The sequence below is a fragment of the Vibrio sp. D173a genome (assembly GCF_030248475.1).
In genome coordinates this window covers 1-615 of the sequence record NZ_JAHGAH010000624.1, presented here as the reverse complement: position 1 = coordinate 615, position 615 = coordinate 1, and the positions used below count along the sequence as shown (strand labels likewise).

The 615-nt window shown below is 42.9% G+C and carries 1 protein-coding gene and 1 pseudogene; both read right to left on the bottom strand.

What is annotated here, in order from left to right; translation table 11 throughout:
• Positions 1 to 254, bottom strand: a 254-nt coding sequence (locus KIV40_RS28020; RefSeq protein ID WP_285352472.1) for an SPASM domain-containing protein, incomplete at its 3' end; no start/stop codon positions are given.
• Positions 167 to 615 (bottom strand): annotated as a pseudogene (locus KIV40_RS28015) (anaerobic sulfatase maturase); the annotation flags it as partial. The pseudogene KIV40_RS28015 and the gene KIV40_RS28020, both read right to left, overlap by 88 nt.

The following is a 615-nucleotide window of genomic DNA, read 5'->3' as shown; positions in this document are numbered from 1 at the left end:
AAGCTGCACATTTCCTGCATATAGGTAGCGGTATGCTCAAAAAACAGCTTATAACCCTGACAGAAGTAGTTGTGGTTAGGTAAGCCATTTGGGCTAACAGCAAAGCGTTGCTTTGGACATCCGCCATTGCAGGCGAACTTGTATTTACAGCGTTTGCAGTCTGCGTTTAGCGTTTCTTGTTTGTCTTTTCCGAACTGAATAGCCTGAGAGCTTGTATTACATTCTTCGATAGATTTTTCGTGAATATTGCCCAATAAATGTTCAGGAAAACATAGTGATCACAGTTGTATAAATCCCCATTTGCTTCCAGAGCAAAGGCGTGACCACAGCGCTGCGCGAAGTGACAAATATTAGGGTTCTCACCAAACCAGCTACTCAATGTACTATCGAACATGTTGATATAAATTCGGCCGATATCTTTTCGTACCCATTGGTCAAAAATAGCATTTAAAAACTCACCATATTGACGCGCAGGTACAGACCACTCGGTGACATCCGCCAATGTTTCATTCGGTAGAACCAAACGTAATTGATCACCTTTGACTTCCCTCGCTTCGCGTTCGACCAGAGGCGTAAACTGGATGTGGGTTGAACCAATATCCTTGAGAAATTGAT